Genomic DNA, 14,624 nt, shown 5'->3' on the forward strand with positions numbered 1-14,624 from the left:
GGCGATGTATAAACTTTTAAAAAATCTTATATTCAATTAAACTAGTGGCAAATTAAAACGCCACAAGCAATGAGGAGAATTCCTGTGAGCGATATCGAACAACGCATCAAACAAGCGGTAGCTGAACAATTAGGTATGCGTGCTGAAGAGATTAAAAACGAAGCATCTTTCATGGATGACTTAGGTGCTGACTCTTTAGATTTGGTTGAACTTGTAATGTCTTTCGAAAACGATTTTGACATCACGATTCCAGATGAAGATTCAAATGAAATCACAACTGTTCAATCTGCAATCGATTACGTAACTAAGAAACTTGGTTAATCATCTTGCATGATCAAAAGCCACCGTCAGGTGGCTTTTTTGTGTCTATAAATTTTACAACAGTGTGTTTTTCATTAAGTTCTAATGCATATACATATATTTACAAGACCGCGTTAAATTGAAACTCGAGTGTTTTATTTTTTCTGTATAACTAGATATAAGTCTATTTTGACGATGAATGCGGTTAATAATTACAGAGGAAATAACAATGGGTCTTTTTGATTTTGTTAAAGGTATTGGTAAGAAAAATACAGCGCCTGCAGAGCCTCAAGCTGCGCCAGCAACACCAGCTGAACCCTCAGCTCAAGAGATTGCAAATAAATTATTAGGTTTGATCAAAAGTTTAGGTCTTGGGGTAGATGGCTTATCGGTGACGTATAACGGTAATACTGATACGGCAACCATTAAGGGGCAAGTGAAGAGTCAGGCCGATAAAGAGAAGATTGTACTTGCGGTCGGAAATATTGATCATGTTGCACAAGTGGATGATCAAATGACAGTCGAAACACCTGAGCCAGAAAGTAAATTCTATACGGTGAAATCAGGAGACAATCTGTCGAAGATTTCGAAAGAATATTATGGTGATCCAAACCAATACAATAAAATTTTTGAAGCCAATCGACCATTACTTAAAAATGCAGATGACATTTTCCCTGGTCAAGTACTGCGTATTCCACAATAATCTGTGGAGACTAAAAAGGCGCGAGATGCGCCTTTTTTATTGAACTTAGATTCGAAAGTTCATTGTTCATGACACAGGTTAAAAGCGTTTTGGTATCTTTTGCCCATTCGGTACTGGGGTTTCTGCATGTTTTAACACACCAAATAACCAGGTTTCAGCATGTTGAACTGCAATTTTTAACGAATCACCCAGCGCCAAACGTCCTGCAATAAAACTTGCCAGTGAACAACCAGAACCGTGATATTGACCTTCTAAGCGTGGACAGCTGCTTTCTGCAAGCATTTTACCATCGGCATAAAGCACATTACGGATATGATCAGGGGTATCTTCATGGCCACCTTTGACCAATACCGCTTTTGCACCCATTTCAAACAGTTTTTGGGTCGCTTGTTCAATATCATCCAGACCCGTTAAGGCCCTTAGTTCAACCGTATTTGGCGTGATGACTGTTGCCAGAGGTATCAACTCTACAAAAGCCTGAACTAAGGTTGCTTGGTCACCGAGCGAACCTCCACTATTTGCGACCAATACTGGATCAAGCACATAGAGATAATCGGGATGTTCACGCAAAAACTCAGCCAGTGCCGCAATATTATCTGTTGTGCCGAGCATACCTGACTTCACGCATTTAATCGGCAGGTCACCGACTACAGCATTGGCTTGCGCCAAGAGTAATTCTTTTGAAGTGGCTTCAAAACCAAACACTTGTTGCGAGTTTTGAATGGTTAAAGCGGTACAGGCAATGGCTGCATGTGCACCACTTTGTCCAATTGCTTCAATATCGGCCTGTAGGCCAGCTCCACCCGATGGATCTAAACCTGAAAAACAAAGTACGGTTGGACGCACTGCAATTTCCTTTTATTCTTCAATCTACGGTAGTATAGGGAAGTTTCGAGAAACTCTCGACTCTGTTGTGTAAGACTGCAAGAGATTGAACGAATGACGATCAAAAATATTCTCATCGATTTGGATGGAACCTTAACCGATCCTAAAACTGGGATTCATGGTTCAATTCGTTTTGCGCTAGAAAAATTAGGCCAACCTGTCGCTGATGATGTAGATCTGGATTGGACCATTGGGCCACCCCTCAAAGCATCTTTGGCAAAATTACTCAATACTCAGGATGATGACTTTGCTGAGCAAGCGTTACTTGCCTATCGAGAGCGTTTTTCGGTGACAGGTTTATTTGAAAATGAAGTATATCCAACCGTGGTGGATACTTTGCAACAGTTGCAGGCGCAGGGCTATGCTTTGTTCTTGGCAACGGCTAAACCAATTATCTACGCCAAGAAAATTTTAGCTCATTTCCAGTTGGATCAATATTTTACCGAGATGTATGGCAGTGAGTTGACTGGTGAGAGAACTAACAAGGCGGATTTAATCGCTTATATTCTTGAACAACAGCAATTGGATGCTCAGCACTGTATTATGGTGGGGGATCGCCAATATGACATTATTGGTGCGCGTGCCAATGGCATTGAAACCATTGCGGTCAATTATGGCTATGGTCGAGCAGAAGAGTTGGCACAGGCGCAGCCAGTGACGCAAATTTCACAGTTTAGTCAGCTCATTGAAACAGTGGCTGAACTGAACGCAGAACGAAAAGTTTCATAAAACGAATTGTAAAAAGCCTCGATAATTCGAGGCTTTTTTATATCTAATCAGACATTATGTTTTAAGCGGTATTGCACCAATTCTTCGATGCTAATCACAGTTAAGTTATGTGTTTGTGCATAAGCAAGCACTTGAATCCCTGAAGCCATTGAGCCATCAGGATTGGTCAATTCACACAGTACCCCAGATGGTTTTAAACCTGCCAGACGTGCTAAATCAACAGTCCCTTCAGTATGACCGCGGCGACTTAGCACACCGCCTTCACGTGCACGTAAAGGGAATACATGACCTGGACGACTGAGATCACTCGCCACAGCACCTTCTTGGGTGGCTGCCAAAACAGTGGTGACACGGTCTTTAGCAGACACGCCTGTGGTCACGCCTTGTGCCGCTTCAATGGTTACGGTAAATGCGGTTTTAAACTGACTAGAATTATCGACCACCATGGGTGGAAGTTCTAAATGGTCAGCCAAGGCTTCGGTTAGGCATAAACAGACAATACCCGAGCCATCTCGAATCATTTGTGCCATCGTTTCAACAGTCAGTGTTTCGGCAGCAATAATAAGATCTGCTTCATTCTCACGGTCGAAGTCATCCATCACCAATACAGGTTTGCCTTGGCGGATATCTTCTAAAGCTTGTTGAATACGTTGTTCAGCAGGGGAAAGGGCTGAAAAGAACAGTTCGGGTTGGATTAAACTAGACATAATGAAACGCTCTCGTAAATAGGATACGGTTGAACATTTCAGGACTGATGTAAAAAATAAGCGTACACCAAAACAACGCAAAAAGCGTATTTCGGTGGTTTCGTCTTCTTTCATCCGGACTATACCGTCGGCTTTGGTTTCTCACCAAATCTGCGAGTATATATAAATATATATACAGGCTCGTGGGCTGATTAGGTCATTGCAATGTGATGCCTAACTTACCACCGGTGGGGAATTACACCCCGCCCTGAAGCGATGTGTCTTGATTATAGCCAGATTTTTATGAGAAAAGGCAAGTTTTTATAGAATGAATCGTTCTATAAAAATGAAAAAATAAGCTGAGAACTTGTTCATGTTTTTCTATTTATTGGTGAAACTGGTAATCGATTTAAATTGAGCATACACTCGAAAGATAAAACAACAATAATGCGGAGGGTTTAAGGATGGAGAAATCCGAGTTGGAACAATTAGCACAACAATTACATCGGCCTGTGATGAGTCTTAAAGCATTTTCTCAGCTCCCCCAACAGGATTTGGCTTGGCTTAATCAACAATTACAACATACCTTAGCGAATGAAGACCAGAAAATGAATCAGAGCTTGTATCAAACGCCTTTTTTTCTACGTTGGCTGTTCCGAGATAAAGCATAGGGAGTGCAGCCATGACTCGACTTGCGGTACAGGCAGAGATTATTAAATTGGCGCGTATTTTGAAGGTTACCGAAGCTGAATTGGCTTTTATGCAGCCCTTGGCACCAGAAAGTTTAAGACAATTACGTTTTGCCATATTAGAGCGATTACAAAATCAGCAAAAAAAGCGTTTCCGTTATTTGGCTGCATGGGTGAATTGGTTACCGCGCTGGATTAGTGTGTTTATGGTGAAGCATTTTTTAGAACCCTTTATCGTGGCTCAAATTGCGGTGTATTTATCGACAGAAAGTTCTTATCGCATCGTAAAGCATCTGCCTGCTAAAACGGTTGCAGCAATTTCAGTGTATTTAGACCCACGCTTGGCAAGAGAGTTATTGGGCTATCTCACCACCCATCAGATTACCGACATCACCAAAGTTCTACTGGAACAACGTGATTTTGTCACGATAGGTCGCTTTGTCAGTATGTTGTCTGATGTAGTTCTACAAGATGTGGCGCAAGTCGTTGAGAGTGAAAGTGATCTGTTAGAGATTGCTTTTTTTATCGAGTCACGTGAGCAAATCGACCATTTGGTACATGTATTGCCCAAACAGCGGATTGAGAAAGCCTTATTGATTATTGGTGATCCAGCACAGCGCTTAGTTTGGCCCAAAGTTTTGGCCTTGATGAGTTATATCAGTTATGGGCTGAAGCAGGAGTTGGGCGATTTAGCAGTTTTGCAAGGCGAGCCTGTGGTCAATGCCATTATTCAAGCCACACAGGAAGATCAGTTGTGGGAAGATATGTTACCTGTGGTTGCTTGCCTGTCGGCACAAGCACAGCGTTTCGTAGCCAATTTGCCTGCATTGAGACAGGTAGAGATTATTCAGAGTATCGTCGAGGCAGCTGATCGTTGCGATTTATGGACCGATATGTTGGTGATTGTGAATTATATGCAAGATGAGGCTAGAGATGTCGTTGCAACCGCGATTGCACAAATTGATGAGCAAGTCCTGCATCATATTGCTTATGCTTCATTATTGCGCTCACAATGGGAGGTGACTTTTGACATCATGCGTCGCATGCCTGTTGCAAAGCAGCAACAATGCCACCGAATTCTAGATGGTTATATGCAGCAATTAGATCCGGAAACCTATCACTATTTAGATATTTTACTAGATCGTTATCAGATTCGATCTGTACAGTTGTCATAGTTCAATCTAGTGGCTTTATGCATTAGGCAATGTTTCGCGAATGGGTAACAACATCTCAATGGCGTGGTTATAGCCAAGCTCAACCAATTCATCCAGTTTATGCCAATCAAACATCCCGATGCCTTCGATCGGCATGCGAACATGTAAATTTGCCCGCTCAATTGCAGCTGTTTGGATCATGGTATCACTGGCAAGAGTCGCGGTACGCATCAAGATTTCTGCCAGTCGTGGTGCGTGCAACAGTTTATCTTTAATAATTTTATTCCAGTTAAGCAGGGCGCTCTGATCTGGTTCTTCCAAGCCAATTCCAGGAACTCGAATGTCATCGTGCAGGCTGACATTACTGGCAATTATGGTCCCTCTTTCTAGGTTTTGCATGACATCTGTGGGGAGGTTGTTAATCACGCCGCCATCGCAGAGCAGATTTTCATGCCAAGCGACGGGTGGTGCAACACCCGGCACACTCATACTGGTACCGACCCAAGTCGCCAGTTCACCTTGATCATGAATCACGGCTTGACCTGTAGTAAGGTTGGTTGAAATACAGTAATAGGTCTGTCTGAGCTCTTCAATTCTGCGACTTCCAAAGATGGCATGCAGACGACTGTGGAAACGTTGTCCCCGAATGAGGGAAACCCGTGGCATGGTGTAATCATTGAGATAATTACGCGCCACAAAAGTCTCATAGGCAATATGCGTCATTTCGACACTGTCAAAACCACAGGCCACTAGCGCCGCGACAAAAGCTCCCATACTGGTACCACCGACAATATCAATCGGGATATGCAGTTGTTCCAAGGCACGGATCAAGCCGATATGGGCGAAGCCGCGTGCACCACCGCCGCCAAGCACCAAACCCACCCCTTGACTGGAAATCTGTCGTGCTACCGCACAAATATCATTCTGTGCCCAAGGATGGACAAAGTAATGGGCACGAGCATGATAGAGTTGTTTCCAGATCAGGGTGTGCGGTGAAGGATCACCTTCGGAACGCAGTAAGACCAATTCAATTGGGCTTTGCCAGTCATGTTGGCTGAGGACATGCGAGAGTGGGGTTTGGGTCGGGGTTTGATTGGCTTCGGCCAGAATCAGAATCCGATCTGCCTGATGTAAACAGCGTTTTGACCATTCATCTTCACTGTTATCGGCAGCATAAAGGACATAGCAATGCTTTTCTTCTAAGCTGGCAAGCCATTGTCTCAGTTGTAAATCCTCAGGGCTATAGTCCAGTGGGGTTTGGCTGAAACCTGTCCCAAACAGGGCATCAATATGTGCTGCAGTCACCAAACGCACATGCGGCCAGCGCTGTAAATGTTCAGTTAGTTTTTCTGCCAAATGGGTGGCGGGAATATGAGCGGAGACAGGAATGACTGAAAGTGTGCGACTGCTTCCCATCACATGGCAATGCTGTTGATCGGGCTGGGAGCGGTTGATGATCAGCCGAGATAAAGCGAATAGGACTTTGGGGTGTAGGTGAATAAAATCCAAAAATTGCTGCTGTGGAATTCCAATAAGCGCTGTATCCCGAACAGCATTGACTGTGCAATGATGAGGCTGATTGGAAATCACGCCAGTTTCACCGACAAGTTCATGACGACCATAATAGGTCAGTAATCCTGTTGTGCTGGTGAGTTTGACACGCCCATAGGCAACAATATAGACATGATCGGCAATGTCATGGGCGCAATATAGTTGTTGTCCCGTTTGCAGATGACGTATATGGCAAAACGGAAGCAATGTTTCAAGCATTGCATGATCTAGATCAGCAAAGAGGCTAACTTTACTTAAAATATTAATAATATCCATATTGTTCAAATTATCTTTATTGTCTTTTTATTGAACAAATTCTGGTGCAATTTTACAAGTTTGCTTGCGTAAAACTTGGCCTTATTTTTCAGTGTTTTTGTATTTTTGTTCAAGTGCATGAGCGGGTTGTATTCATGCAATAAAAAAGCCATGAGCTGTGGCTCATGGCTTTTTAGGAATCTTTTATGGCTTATGCAATTTGTACAGGAATACAGTTTGCAGTGTGGTTCACTGTATTGTCTGGGTTTGCATAAACTAAACGTGGTTTGTGAAGATTGGCTTCGACTTCGGTAAAATCGCCGAAAGTTGCAATAATCACTAAATCACCAACATCAGCTTGGTGTGCTGCGCCACCATTGACTGAAATAATACCTGAGTCATCTTCACCACGGATTGCATACGTGGTGAAACGTTTGCCGTTAGTGACGTTCCATACGTGGATTTCTTCGTATTCACGAATCCCTGCTAAGTCCATTAATACGCCATCAATTGCACAAGAACCTTCATAATGAAGCTCTGCATGAGTCACAACTGCACGGTGAATTTTACATTTTAATAAACGAGATAGCATGGCTAGCGTCTCCTGAGTAAGACCTAAGATGATTATCTTATGGTTGACTTGTCACGTTTTCCGCGGGCTATAGGCGGTTTGATGCGCATTTTGCGCTTAAAAATGCAATATGGCAAGCGGGATTGATCAACAATTCAGTTTAAGCGGGTTTGTAAGCGTTAATTTGATTCATTGCCTGAGACACTTGTCCACCAACAAGCATTTTCACCTGAGATAGGGCATGGTCAATGGCTGCATCCATTAAGCCTTGTTCACTGCTAGGCGCTTTACCAAGCACATGACCAGAAACGCGTTCTTTGGCACCCGGATGTCCAATTCCAATACGTAGACGATGGAAATTAGCACCGATATGCGGGACGATATCGCGGAGACCATTGTGTCCACCGTGTCCGCCACCTGTTTTCAAACGAATAATGCCAGGATTCATATCCAGTTCATCATGCGCGATCAGGATTGCTTCAGGTGCAACTTGATAAAATTTTGCGAAAGGGACAACACTTTGACCAGAACGGTTCATAAAAGTGGTAGGGAGTAATAAACGGACATCATGACCTTCGATTTGGCCACGACCACTGTATCCATGAAACTTAGGATCAGCTTTTAAAGAGATGCCATAACGATCTGCAAGCTGTTCAACGAACCAGAAACCTGCATTATGGCGGGTTTGGGCATATTCCTTTCCAGGATTGCCCAAACCAACAATTAGCGAAATATTTGACACTAATTTACGCCTTTAACACTTATGCGCGTTTGAAGTCAGCGTGCATAGGCGTGTTTTTAGCTGGGTGACGTTGTAACGCTTGGATTTTAACGTTTTCAACTTTGTCACCGATTTTGATTTCGATTACTTCTTCGAAGAAAGCGTTGTTTTCTAAAGCTTTAACGATTTCACGAAGCTCTAAAGTAATGGTTACAGGCTCAGCGCTACCACCGTAGATGATTGCTGGAATTTGTGCTGCATGACGAAGGCGGCGGCTCGAACCTTTCCCTTGTTGTGCTACTTCACGTGCTTGAGCGTTTAATACGAAGTTTGCCATGGGCATATCCTCATTGAGTTTAATGAACTAAACTTGCGACCAGTTTAGTGATAGAAAAACCCTAGCGAGCTAGGGTTTAAGAAAAAAAGCTGGGCTATTATAGATAACTATCGAACATTGCGCTAATAGATTCTTCGTTATTGATACGACGAATTGTTTCAGCAACCATGCTCGCAACAGATACTTGGCGAATTTTGCCTAAGCTCAATGCTTCATCTGAGAGTGGAATGGTATCTGTAACAACCAATTCATCAATCACAGAATTACGAAGGTTATCAATCGCTTTGCCTGATAGAACAGGGTGAGTTGCATATGCAACAACACGGCGAGCACCAAATTGTTTCAGTGCATCCGCAGCTTTGCATAGCGTACCTGCTGTATCCACCATGTCATCTACGATGACACAGTCACGATCTTTTACATCACCAATCAAATGCATCACTTGTGATTCATTTGCTTTTTGGCGACGTTTATCGATAATCGCTAAGTCGATATCACCCATTTGTTTTGCAACAGCACGGGCACGAACAACACCGCCAACGTCAGGTGAAACCACCACGAGGTTATGATGTTGTTGTTGACGTAAGTCAGCCAATAGCGCTGGCGTACCGTAAATGTTGTCAACAGGAATATCGAAGAAACCTTGAATTTGGTCTGCATGTAGGTCAATCATTACCACACGGTCAATTCCAACGGTTGTTAGCATATCTGCAACAACTTTCGCTGTAATTGGTACACGAGCAGAACGCGGACGGCGATCTTGACGTGCATAACCGAAATAAGGAATGACAGCAGTGATACGACCAGCACTTGCACGACGCAAAGCATCTGCCATGACCAAGATTTCCATGAGGTTATCATTGGTAGGCGCACAGGTAGACTGAACGATAAAAACGTCTTTACCACGAACATTTTCAGTAATTTCTACTGAAATTTCACCATCAGAGAACTTGCTTACAGAAGCAGCACCTAAAGGAATGTGTAAATGGCTTACGACTTTTTGAGCGAAATGTGGATGAGCACTTCCACTAAAAACGACAAGATTGGGCATGAAGCACCCTTGGCGGTTGGCTTATAATGAATTTGGATGGCAGGGGCGGCTGGATTCGAACCAACGGATGCCGAGATCAAAACCCGGTGCCTTACCACTTGGCGACGCCCCTAATGCGGCAGAACTTTAATAGTTTTACAGGATAATGTCAATATATTTGATCAAATATCAATATAAAACAAGTCTGTCTTAGATATGGCAGGGGCGGCTGGATTCGAACCAACGGATGCCGAGATCAAAACCCGGTGCCTTACCACTTGGCGACGCCCCTAAATTCGATGATATGTAATGGCAGGGGCGGCTGGATTCGAACCAACGGATGCCGAGATCAAAACCCGGTGCCTTACCACTTGGCGACGCCCCTATATATTACATATATCTATCTACAGATGAAAATTGGCAGGGGCGGCTGGATTCGAACCAACGGATGCCGAGATCAAAACCCGGTGCCTTACCACTTGGCGACGCCCCTATCAGGTAACTTTAAAATGTCTAAGAGGTGATTCTGCTAAACTATTGACCAAGTAAGCTTTACAAGGCGCGTTTTGCAAAATTTGCTCTATATCCATTTCATTGGTTACTTCAGTAAAAACACAAGCACCTGTACCTGTAAGCTTTGCTAGACCAAACTGATCTAAATATTGCATTGCTTCTTCTACTTCAGGGTATAACTGTCGAGCCAGAGGTTCAAAGTTATTTCCAAATTTAGAAGGTTCTATCTGATAGGCGCAAAATGTAGTGATCTTAGAATCTCTTGTCAATGTTTTTTGCGAAAAAAGCTGTTGAGTGCTGATAAAACAGTCAGGTTTTAAGATTATGAATTTTTTTTGAGCTAAGTCTATGAATGATAAATGTTCCCCGATGCCTTCAGCCCATGCATTTCGACCTAAAACGAAGATGGGAACATCCGCACCCAGTTGCACAGCATACTCGGCCAATTGTTGCTCATTTAGATCGCATTGCCAGAGTTGATTGAGTACAAGTAGGGTAGTGGCGGCATTGGATGATCCGCCACCGAGACCCGCACCCATAGGAATATTTTTTTCAATGGCAATATTTAGGCCACAGATTTTTTTTGCATGAGGTTTGAGCAGTTGTGCTGCACGATAGATTAAGTTTTGCTCAAGAGTGACTTCGCTTAGACCCTCAATTTGAATGGTTGGCTCTGCAATCGGTTCAAACGTCATCCAATCATATAAATCAATCAGTTGAAAAATAGTCTGTAATTCATGATAACCATTGTCACGACGACCGGTGATATGCAGAAATAAATTCAATTTGGCAGGAGAAGGCACTCTAATCATATACACAATCTAAATTATCGGTTTTGAATAACCATTGTAATACGGTTTTCTTTGTCATCGGCAAGCGCTTGCTTCAACAAAAGTTTATTGGGAAGGGGTTGCGCATCATTATAGCTAAAATCAACCGTCCAGCCATCTTCAACCAATTGCTTTAAACGGTTACTTTCATCTTTACTGGTTTGGGCATTTTGAGTGGCTGGCTTAGCTTGTACCCAGTAGGCAAGATGCATAATCGGAGCTTGCCAACCTGTTGCTTTTTCGAGTAATTCTTCAGGTGTTTCAGCCGTAATCAGGCCTGTTTTGGCGCTGTTTAAGGTCACTTGCCCTGGTTTCCCTTCAATTTGGGTTTTACCCACGCCTAAAATTCCGGTGAGCTCAATATCAAACTGATCTTGTTGTTGTACCCATGTAAAAAAAGCACTGCCAGATTGTTGAGGGGTGCGCACACCAATTTTGCCTTGCAGGCTAAAGTTGTTTTCATCTTGCACTTGAGGGGAAGTCACGACTTTATTTGGCTGGCTGAAATGTTGACAGCCCGTTAATAATAAAACGCTGCTGCTACATACCGCGACGCATAATTTTGAAAACAAGCGCATGGATTTAACTCTTTTTTACGGTGATGGGTAAGATTAAGCTATCAAGTTGTTGTAATTGTGGGGCATTGGCATGTTTTTGTTTCAATTGCTGTAACACCTCGCTAAATTGCGTGAGTGCGCCTTGCATATACAATGCTTTGGCATAACGAATGCCGATATTGACATTTTCACTCAATGAATAGGCTTGGCCTAAGACTTTGGCGGCAGTATCAAAATCATTTTGCAGGAAGGCAATATAGCCCAAAGTGTCGAGAATTGAGGCTTGCTCAGGGGCAAAATCCAGTGCTAATTCGGCATATTTTCGTGCCTCTTTGAGACGACGATTTTGCAGCGCTAAGGTATAGGCATAGGCATTCAGATAGGTTGGGCTGTTTGGCTCAATGGCTAAAAGTTGCTTGAGCGTTTTGTCTAATTTATCACGATCAGTATAAGGATCGAGTAATAACACCTCGGCATAAATCAATTCTGGATCGTCAGGTAGACTCTTAATCGCTTCATCTAGTAAGGCCAAAGCTGCCTTTTTATTATCCATCTTCTTTAAAATATCAGCCTGTGCCTGATACAGAAAGCTGGCATGTTGAGGGTAGTTGACTCGTTCCTGCGTCAAGAAACGTAAGGCATCATTGAGTTGCCCTTGTTTCTCAAAAATCGAAATCATATTGCGTCGAGAAACAATATATAAACTCCCATCCACCAGACGATAATAGGCTTTTGCGGTTTCATAATGCTGTTTACGTTGCGCATTGATCGCAAGGTAGTAATACGCTTCATTCTGATATTTTGCCGATGAACGCAATTCAACCAGATATTGCTCAGCTTTTTCGTATTGCTTTAAGTCAATACTGGTTAAGCCTGCAATGAACAAGGCTTCTTCTGCCTTGGGATGGTCTTTGATAATATCTTCAAGCTTATCGAGGGCTTGTTGCTGTTGATTGATTTGAATGTAATAACGCGCTTCCGCCATCCGAACATCAACATTATTTTTATTTTTACGGCTGGCTTTTTCAAACCATTCTTTCGTTTCTTCATCATTCTGCAAAGCCATTAATAAGTTGGCTTTCATTAGAATAAAACTGGTCGATTTTGAGCGTTTGCGCAATGCACGATTGATGTTGTTGAGAGCTTGTTCATACAAGCCATCTTGTGCTTCTAAACCTGCAATCAAGGCCAGAATCGAAGGATTATTTCGTTCTTCGCTGGCACGTAGGGCATTCAGTAAAATCTCGCGATCCTGAGCTTGTTCAGGCGCAATCCCCGCTAAAATTTCTTCCAGATCGGCGGTGGGGTCAATATTAAGAATCTTATCTAGTGTTTTTGCTGCCAACTCATATTCATGAGTCTTGAGGGCAATATGAGACAAATAAAACAGTGCGGGAACATCTTTCGGTTCTTGTTCAACCCAATGCGTGGCAATGTTTAAAGCTGATTGCAAGTCATTGTATTCTAATGCAATGTCTAGGGCGCGCTGTTTGATTGTGGTTGAATTACTGCGAATCGCAAGTACCGTATAATTGTGTAATGCGGTTGCAATATCATCATAAGCAAGGGAAAATTCAGCCACCATGCTTTGTTGTAGCGCATGCTCAAAACTCTTGTCTGCATACATGTCGTGTATTGCTTGTGCAGAGACATAAGAGCTCATGCTACCTAACAACAAGATTGTGGTAGAATACCGTCTAATCGTCTTGCCGCTAAAAAGGGTACGGCGATATAGCTGACGCAATTTTTATTGATCCAAAGTAATGCTTTTTATGACACCGATGTTGCACAATAACATAAATTTAGCGAAATGATGATCTGATATGTCTTTCTTTGCATTGGGCGTCAACCATCAAACAGCTTCTGTTGAACTTCGCGAACAAATTGCTTTCAATGCAGAGCGATTAGCTGCGCTATTGCTTGAACAAAACCAACATTCATCGCTGAATGATCTGGTGGTGGTGTCAACCTGCAACCGCACCGAAGTCTATGCCATGACAGAAGATGCGGATAGCGTTCTGACTTGGCTGGCCCAAGTGAATAATATTGATGTAAAACAGTTAATTCATCATGTTTATCGTTACGAGAATGCCCAAGCAGTTACACATCTGATGCGTGTTGCCAGTGGTTTAGACTCGCTGATGCTGGGTGAGCCACAAATTTTGGGGCAGGTGAAAAGTGCATTGGCGCTGTCCAAAGATGCAGAAACCGTTTCGCCAGAATTAAACAGCGTATTTGAATATGCTTTTTATGCAGCAAAGCGTGTCCGTTCTGAAACTTCCGTAGGAAGTCATGCTGTTTCAATGGGTTATGCGGTTGCGCAGTTGGCTTCTCAGGTGTTTAGTCATACTGAAAAACTGACGGTGATGGTGGTCGCAGCAGGTGAAATGAATAGTCTGGTTGCCAAACATCTGGCAGAAATGGGGGTGGCGAAGATCTTGATTTGTAACCGTAGTCGAGAGCGTGCTGATCTTTTGGCCCAAGAGATTGCCCATCAAGTTGATGTGGAAATCATTCCTTTTGCAGAACTTGCACAAAACTTGCATAGAGCGGATGTGGTCTCAAGTTGTACAGGTAGTTTGCATCAAGTGATTGAATATTCAGACGTTAAAGTAGCCCTTAAAAAGCGCCGTTATCAACAGATGTTGATGGTCGATTTAGCTGTTCCACGTGATATTGACCCCAAAGTCGAATCATTGGATAACGTCTATTTGTATGGTGTTGATGACTTACAAAGCGTGATTGATGAGAATCTGGCACAACGTCGTCAGGCCGCGGTTGAAGCTGAAATTATGGTGAATCAATTGGCGACCCAATTGATGACCCAGCAAAAAGTCAAAGAAGCCAGTGGTACCATTCAGGCATATCGCCAACATAGTGAAGAAGTCAGCCAAAAAGAGTTGGCGCATGCTTTGGAAGCACTGCAACATGGTCATGCAGCAGAACAGGTGATGCAAGAGTTTGCGCATCGTCTGACGCAAAAGCTGATGCATCCCACTTCGATTTTACTGAGAGAAGCGGCAAAAGCTGAAAATCCAGATTATTTCGAATGGCTACAGCAGCATCTGCAAGATGTGTTTGAACATGAGCGGAAGCCACGTCAGTAATCATCG

Annotated in this window: 16 protein-coding genes, 4 tRNA genes and 1 riboswitch; of the genes, 6 read left to right on the forward strand and 14 right to left on the reverse strand. The window is 43.1% G+C overall.

The genetic code is table 11. The annotated features are described in order from the left end of the window. Nucleotides 1–84 precede the first annotated feature (84 nt). Together acpP and lysM are read left to right on the forward strand one after the other, a co-directional pair. Complete coding sequence (gene acpP / locus V6E90_RS01100; protein WP_004655272.1) at nucleotides 85–321, forward strand: acyl carrier protein; 237 nt, start codon at nucleotides 85–87, stop codon at nucleotides 319–321. A 208-nt stretch (nucleotides 322–529) separates the two neighbouring features. After that, the gene (gene lysM, locus V6E90_RS01105; RefSeq protein WP_016541730.1) at nucleotides 530–1,003 is read left to right on the forward strand and encodes a peptidoglycan-binding protein LysM; all 474 of its coding nucleotides are present in this window, start codon (nucleotides 530–532) and stop codon (nucleotides 1,001–1,003) included. A 78-nt stretch (nucleotides 1,004–1,081) separates the two neighbouring features. Here lysM and V6E90_RS01110 read toward each other — a convergent pair whose 3' ends face one another. Beyond that, on the reverse strand, nucleotides 1,082–1,849 hold the full coding sequence (locus V6E90_RS01110; protein WP_065343502.1) for a hydroxymethylpyrimidine/phosphomethylpyrimidine kinase: 768 nt from the start codon (nucleotides 1,847–1,849) through the stop codon (nucleotides 1,082–1,084). 93 nt (nucleotides 1,850–1,942) lie between these two features. On the opposite strand from V6E90_RS01110, the gene V6E90_RS01115 reads away from it, so the two are divergent. Beyond that, nucleotides 1,943–2,617, forward strand: a complete 675-nt coding sequence (locus V6E90_RS01115) for an HAD-IA family hydrolase (protein ID WP_016541732.1) — start codon at nucleotides 1,943–1,945, stop codon at nucleotides 2,615–2,617. A gap of 47 nt (nucleotides 2,618–2,664) precedes the next feature. Here the strand turns inward: V6E90_RS01115 and ribB are convergent, their stop codons facing one another. Beyond that, nucleotides 2,665–3,324 carry a 3,4-dihydroxy-2-butanone-4-phosphate synthase gene (gene ribB / locus V6E90_RS01120; RefSeq protein WP_065343607.1) on the reverse strand — a complete coding sequence of 220 codons (660 nt, stop codon included), beginning with the start codon at nucleotides 3,322–3,324 and terminating at the stop codon, nucleotides 2,665–2,667. A gap of 98 nt (nucleotides 3,325–3,422) precedes the next feature. Then, a riboswitch (FMN riboswitch) is annotated at nucleotides 3,423–3,582 on the reverse strand. Between the two features lie 185 nt (nucleotides 3,583–3,767). Between ribB and V6E90_RS01125 the strand changes: the two genes are divergently transcribed. Both V6E90_RS01125 and V6E90_RS01130 read left to right on the forward strand, forming a co-directional pair. Continuing rightward, nucleotides 3,768–3,974 carry a hypothetical protein gene (locus tag V6E90_RS01125; RefSeq protein ID WP_065343501.1) on the forward strand — a complete coding sequence of 69 codons (207 nt, stop codon included), beginning with the start codon at nucleotides 3,768–3,770 and terminating at the stop codon, nucleotides 3,972–3,974. Between the two features lie 11 nt (nucleotides 3,975–3,985). Further along, nucleotides 3,986–5,167 (forward strand): hypothetical protein, encoded by a 1,182-nt coding sequence (locus tag V6E90_RS01130; protein WP_332604257.1) that lies wholly within the window; start codon nucleotides 3,986–3,988, stop codon nucleotides 5,165–5,167. A 15-nt stretch (nucleotides 5,168–5,182) separates the two neighbouring features. On the opposite strand, the gene V6E90_RS01135 is transcribed toward V6E90_RS01130, so the two are convergent. From V6E90_RS01135 to V6E90_RS01190, 12 genes are all read right to left on the reverse strand, one after another. After that, complete coding sequence (locus V6E90_RS01135) at nucleotides 5,183–6,973, reverse strand: patatin-like phospholipase family protein (protein ID WP_278494212.1); 1,791 nt, start codon at nucleotides 6,971–6,973, stop codon at nucleotides 5,183–5,185. Between the two features lie 190 nt (nucleotides 6,974–7,163). Continuing rightward, entirely contained in the window at nucleotides 7,164–7,544 is a 381-nt protein-coding gene (gene panD, locus V6E90_RS01140) for an aspartate 1-decarboxylase (protein WP_004655255.1), read from the reverse strand. A gap of 139 nt (nucleotides 7,545–7,683) precedes the next feature. Next, nucleotides 7,684–8,265, reverse strand: a complete 582-nt coding sequence (gene pth, locus V6E90_RS01145; RefSeq protein ID WP_016541737.1) for an aminoacyl-tRNA hydrolase — start codon at nucleotides 8,263–8,265, stop codon at nucleotides 7,684–7,686. Between the two features lie 19 nt (nucleotides 8,266–8,284). Next, nucleotides 8,285–8,581, reverse strand: a complete 297-nt coding sequence (gene rplY, locus V6E90_RS01150; RefSeq protein ID WP_004655250.1) for a 50S ribosomal protein L25 — start codon at nucleotides 8,579–8,581, stop codon at nucleotides 8,285–8,287. A 97-nt stretch (nucleotides 8,582–8,678) separates the two neighbouring features. After that, entirely contained in the window at nucleotides 8,679–9,632 is a 954-nt protein-coding gene (locus V6E90_RS01155) for a ribose-phosphate pyrophosphokinase (protein WP_005273299.1), read from the reverse strand. A 37-nt stretch (nucleotides 9,633–9,669) separates the two neighbouring features. Continuing rightward, nucleotides 9,670–9,744: transfer RNA gene (locus V6E90_RS01160), tRNA-Gln, on the reverse strand. 84 nt (nucleotides 9,745–9,828) lie between these two features. Then, a tRNA-Gln gene (locus tag V6E90_RS01165) sits at nucleotides 9,829–9,903 on the reverse strand. An 18-nt stretch (nucleotides 9,904–9,921) separates the two neighbouring features. After that, nucleotides 9,922–9,996, reverse strand: a tRNA-Gln gene (locus V6E90_RS01170). A gap of 33 nt (nucleotides 9,997–10,029) precedes the next feature. Then, nucleotides 10,030–10,104: transfer RNA gene (locus V6E90_RS01175), tRNA-Gln, on the reverse strand. 1 nt (nucleotide 10,105) lies between these two features. Continuing rightward, nucleotides 10,106–10,936, reverse strand: a complete 831-nt coding sequence (gene ispE, locus V6E90_RS01180; protein ID WP_332604258.1) for a 4-(cytidine 5'-diphospho)-2-C-methyl-D-erythritol kinase — start codon at nucleotides 10,934–10,936, stop codon at nucleotides 10,106–10,108. A 14-nt stretch (nucleotides 10,937–10,950) separates the two neighbouring features. Further along, nucleotides 10,951–11,532, reverse strand: coding sequence for a lipoprotein insertase outer membrane protein LolB (gene lolB / locus V6E90_RS01185; RefSeq protein ID WP_016543198.1), 582 nt, complete (start codon nucleotides 11,530–11,532; stop codon nucleotides 10,951–10,953). Nucleotides 11,533–11,536: 4 nt separating this feature from the next. Continuing rightward, on the reverse strand, nucleotides 11,537–13,255 hold the full coding sequence (locus V6E90_RS01190; RefSeq protein ID WP_016660589.1) for a tetratricopeptide repeat protein: 1,719 nt from the start codon (nucleotides 13,253–13,255) through the stop codon (nucleotides 11,537–11,539). Nucleotides 13,256–13,334: 79 nt separating this feature from the next. On the opposite strand from V6E90_RS01190, the gene hemA reads away from it, so the two are divergent. Next, a complete protein-coding gene (gene hemA / locus V6E90_RS01195; protein WP_016543196.1) occupies nucleotides 13,335–14,618 on the forward strand; it encodes a glutamyl-tRNA reductase in 1,284 nt (427 codons plus the stop codon). Nucleotides 14,619–14,624 lie beyond the last annotated feature (6 nt).

The organism is Acinetobacter sp. ESBL14 (assembly GCF_036668815.1).
GTDB classification, from domain to species: domain Bacteria; phylum Pseudomonadota; class Gammaproteobacteria; order Pseudomonadales; family Moraxellaceae; genus Acinetobacter; species Acinetobacter gyllenbergii.